The sequence below is a fragment of the Sutterella sp. genome (assembly GCF_052272535.1).
Taxonomy (GTDB): domain Bacteria; phylum Pseudomonadota; class Gammaproteobacteria; order Burkholderiales; family Burkholderiaceae_F; genus Sutterella.
Genome location: NZ_DAVZJY010000209.1, coordinates 1 through 4,027 on the forward strand (window position 1 = coordinate 1; position 4,027 = coordinate 4,027).

General features: G+C 66.7%; 3 protein-coding genes. 2 read left to right on the forward strand and 1 reads right to left on the reverse strand.

Going from position 1 to position 4,027, the window contains the following annotated elements; translation table 11 throughout:
* Positions 1–49: 49 nt before the first annotated feature.
* On the reverse strand, positions 50–1,336 hold the full coding sequence (locus ACT6Y9_RS09175; protein WP_443744307.1) for an amidohydrolase: 1,287 nt from the start codon (positions 1,334–1,336) through the stop codon (positions 50–52).
* A 372-nt stretch (positions 1,337–1,708) separates the two neighbouring features.
* Here ACT6Y9_RS09175 and ACT6Y9_RS09180 point away from each other — a divergent pair, with 372 nt between their 5' ends.
* Positions 1,709–2,980 (forward strand): Zn-dependent hydrolase, encoded by a 1,272-nt coding sequence (locus ACT6Y9_RS09180; RefSeq protein ID WP_443744308.1) that lies wholly within the window; start codon positions 1,709–1,711, stop codon positions 2,978–2,980.
* Positions 2,981–3,091: 111 nt separating this feature from the next.
* Positions 3,092–3,805: a LuxR C-terminal-related transcriptional regulator gene (locus tag ACT6Y9_RS09185; RefSeq protein ID WP_295481074.1), complete on the forward strand. Its 714-nt coding sequence runs from the start codon at positions 3,092–3,094 to the stop codon at positions 3,803–3,805.
* Positions 3,806–4,027: the final 222 nt, after the last annotated feature.

The following is a 4,027-nucleotide window of genomic DNA, read 5'->3' on the forward strand; positions in this document are numbered from 1 at the left end:
CGCGTAAGGACTCAGTAGGGAATCTCCGTCCTTCAGGGCGGAGAGGATGTCAATTATTGCCGAGGATCTCCTCGACGGCGTTCGCCCAGACTTCAAAGCCCGCGTCGAGCGCGCCCTCGTCGATGTCGAAGCGCGAGGTGTGGTGGCCCGACGGCCGGTCGGCGCCGATCACGAAGTACGCGGCCTTGCCGCCGTGCGCCTGCACGCGGCGCGCGAGGATCGTGCCGTCTTCGGAGCCGCCGAAGTTCATCGGATCCTGGCGGACCTTGAGGCCCTGGACCTTGAGGCCCGCGTCGGCGAGGACCTTCACGAGTTCTTCGTCGTTCACGAGGTCGACGGCCTCGCCCATCTTCTCGATGGTGTATTCGCAGCCCTGCGAGATCGCGCAGCCCTGGATGATGGCGACGGCGGAGTCGTACATGTACTGGTTGATCTCGCCCGTCTCGCCGCGCACCTCCATCTTCATGACGGCGTGCGACGGGATGACGTTGCGGCCTTCGCCGGCGTTGAGCTGGCCCACGTTGATGCGGGTCATGCCCGAGCCGTGGCGGGCGATGCCGAGAAGCTGCACGAAGGCATTGCAGGCCGCGGCCATGGCGTTGCGGCCGGCGTTGGGTTCGACGCCCGCGTGAGCCGGACGGCCCGTGTAGGTGACGTCGAGCTTCGTCGTGCAGAGGAAGCCGTAGGGCTTGATCGAGATCTCGCCCGTCTTGCACATCATCGCGATGTGCGCGCCGAGGAAGTAGTCCACGTCGTCAACGACGCCGGAGGCGGCCATGCCGGCCGCGCCGCGCACGCCTTCCTCAGCGGGCTGGAAGAGGATCTTCACGCGACCACAGAGCTCGGAGGCGTTGTCGGCGATCCAGTGCGCGACGGCAAGGCCAGTGGACATGTGAGCGTCGTGGCCGCAGGCGTGCATCAGGCCCGGACGGGTCGAGCAGAAGCCCTCCTTCGCGGGAATGTGGTCGGCTTCGGTCGACTCGGTGACGGGCACGCAGTCGATGTCGAAGCGGCAGGCAAGCGTCGGGCCGGGACGGCCCGTGTCGAGGATGCCCACGCAGCCGGTGTAGCCGCCCATCTCCTTGAGGAGCTCTTCGCAGACGCCGTTGGCGCGGGCGCGCTCGATGCCGTCGTCCACGACCTTCTGGCTGCGGCCGAGGCAGTTGTCGGGGTTGATCACCTTGGTGCCGACCAGCACTTCGTAGCCGTACTCGCGGAGCTTGCCGACGAGGAACGCGGTGGTGGTGAACTCACTCCAGCCTTCCTCAGGCATCGTGTGCAGGTGACGGCGGATGCTGATGAGCTGATCGTGATACTTGGCGGCACAAACTGACATGTTGTCGTTCTCCTTTTTGGTGGTCCTTTTTTTTCAAAACGCCGGCGCGCAGGGGCGCGCGCCGCAGCCCCGCCGGGGACACAGGCGGGGTGAGCGTCCGCCCCCATTATCGAGCCTCCCGATCAAGGTGGTACTCCCCACGTTAACACCTACCCCCTGAGTTGCTCCAAGTCAGAGAGTCCATTCACACCGGATTTCCCGAAAAATTTCCTCCTTCGCCTCATTTTCTAGCCGCAGCAAGCATTTACGCCGGATCAAGCCGGCGCCCAGCTTTTGCATCCGCATCAACTTTTGCAGTATTTCATTGGTAGTATTTTTACCCCGTCAGGCGCATCGTCGCCCTCCTCACCTTCTTCATCTCCGAGGCTCCCCATGGCTCAGACTTCCGGCTCCCAGACCGACATCGAATTCGCCGGCGCCGTCTTCGACCACGTCCGCGGCATGTCCGCCGACGTCGAGGGCGTCACCCGCCAGGGCTACAGCCCCCTTGAAACTGAAGTTCTCGACTACCTCGAGGGCATCGGCCGCGAACTCTCGCTCGAAATCCGCCGCGACGCCGCGGGCAACGTCTGGATGACGCTCCCGGGCGAAGACCGGACGCTGCCGGCCTTCGTCGCCGGCAGCCACGCCGACAGCGTCCCGCAGGGCGGCAACTACGACGGCCTCGCGGGGATCGTCGCCGCTCTGGTCGCCGCGCGCCGCATGCGGCGCGATGGCTTCACGCCCAAGCGCGACTTCACGGTCCTGATGATGCGCTGCGAGGAGTCGTCCTTCTTCGGCAAGGCCTACGTGGGCTCGCTCGGCATGATGGGCCGCCTCAAGGCGAGCGACCTCGCGCTCAAGCACCGCACCACTGGGAGGACCCTCGGCGAATACATCGCCGCCTGCGGGCTTGATCCGCAGCGACTCACGACGGGCGAGCCGGTGATCGACCCCAAGCGCATCGCCGCCTTCGTCGAGCTGCACATCGAGCAGGGTCCGACCCTCACGAGCCAGAAGACCGCCCGCACGGGCATCGTCACCGGCATCCGCGGCAACATCCGCCACAAGGAGGTCCGCGTCGCGGGCGAAACCGCCCACTCGGGCGCAGTGAACAAGGAGTACCGCCACGACGCGGTGCTCGCCGCGGCGCGCCTCCTTTCGCGCCTCGACGACAAGTGGGATGAATACCTCAGGAAGGGCGACGACCTCGTCTTCACCGTCGGCGTGATCAAGACCGCCCCGACGGCGGCGATCTCCGTCATTCCGGGCCACGTCACCTTCACGGTGGACATGCGCAGCCTCTCGGCGGACACCTGCCGGGCGTTCCACGACGAGCTCACGGCTGAAGCCGCGAAGATCGCCGAAGCGCGCGGCGTACGCTTTGAGTTCGACGCACCCCTCTTCACGGCGCCCGCCCACGTGGACGAAAAGCTCGCCGCCCGCCTCGAGGAGACGGCCAGGCGCCACGGCATCCCCGTGATGCGCCTCGCCTCGGGCGCCGGCCACGACTCCGCCGTCCTCGGCAACGCCGGCATTCCGGTCGCGATGATCTTCGTCGCCAACCAGAACGGCTCGCACAACCCGCACGAGGCGATGGAGCTCCCCGACTTCATGACGGGCGCAGAACTCCTCTGGCGCACTGCGGTGGACTTCGACGCCTGAAACCAGATTCGCAAACGGCAACTCTGGCCGTCCCTCTGTCCCGGATCCGCAGGGGCTCACCGCCCGAGCGGAGGCAATCGGTGAGGATCGGCCGGAAGGAACAACAAGAACATGGACAACCACAAGCCGAGCGTAGTCGTCGTGGACGACTTCCCGCTCTACCGCAAGGGCATCGCAGACGTGCTCACGGCCTCGGGCGCCTTTCAGGTGATCGGCCTCACGGGCGACGAGAAGACCGCGCTCTCGCTGATCGGCCTCAAGCCCGACATCGTCATCATTGACCTCGACGCCAAGGGATTTCAGCCGCTCAACCTGCTCCGCGAGCTCAAGTACCGCCAGCCCTCGTGCCGTGCGGTGATGCTCATGGGGTCGGCGAACAACTCCACGAACCTCATGCAGGCGATCCGCCTCGACGCGAACGGCTACCTGCTGCGCAACATTCCGATCGACGAGTTCCTCGACCAGATCCAGATCGTCGCTCAGGGCGGCATGGCCGCCTCGGAGAAGATCACCTCGGCCTTGGCCGAACACCTGCGCACCGGCACGATCGAGGAGTCGGAGACGAACGTCACGCAGCTCCTCACGAAGCGCGAGTTCGAAGTGCTCTGCTGCGTCGCCTCGGGACTCTCGAACCGCGAGATCGCGCAGTACCTCGACATCACCGACGGCACGGTGAAGGTGCACGTGAAGCACCTCCTCAAGAAGCTCAAGTTCCGCTCGCGCGTCGAGGCCGCCGTCTGGGCGTCCGAGCGCGACTACCGCATCCCCGAGGAGCGCCTCGCCAAGGTGGGCCTCACGGGCTCGCCGGCGGGCCGCCGCGTCTGAGCGCCCGCACGGAGCAAACCGTCCTCATCCGGAAGCGTCCGGCCGCCCTGAGAGGCGCGCCGGACGTTTTTTCGTCTTCGACGCCCCCCGGGGCCGCACATGAAGCGCGGAGCCCCGCACCCGGCCCTCCACCACCCGCCGGCACGGGACCGCCCAGCCCGCGTGCGGCGCCGTCCACCCGCCCCCCGAGCTACCGCGCGCCTCCTCACGGCCTTTGGCCGG

Bases quoted from the DNA above. Each gene is read 5' to 3' on its own strand.
- ACT6Y9_RS09185 (WP_295481074.1), top strand. From the start codon at position 3,092: ATGGACAACCACAAGCCGAGCGTAGTCGTCGTGGACGACTTCCCGCTC.
- ACT6Y9_RS09175 (WP_443744307.1), bottom strand. From the start codon at position 1,336: ATGTCAGTTTGTGCCGCCAAGTATCACGATCAGCTCATCAGCATCCGC.
- ACT6Y9_RS09180 (WP_443744308.1), top strand. From the start codon at position 1,709: ATGGCTCAGACTTCCGGCTCCCAGACCGACATCGAATTCGCCGGCGCC.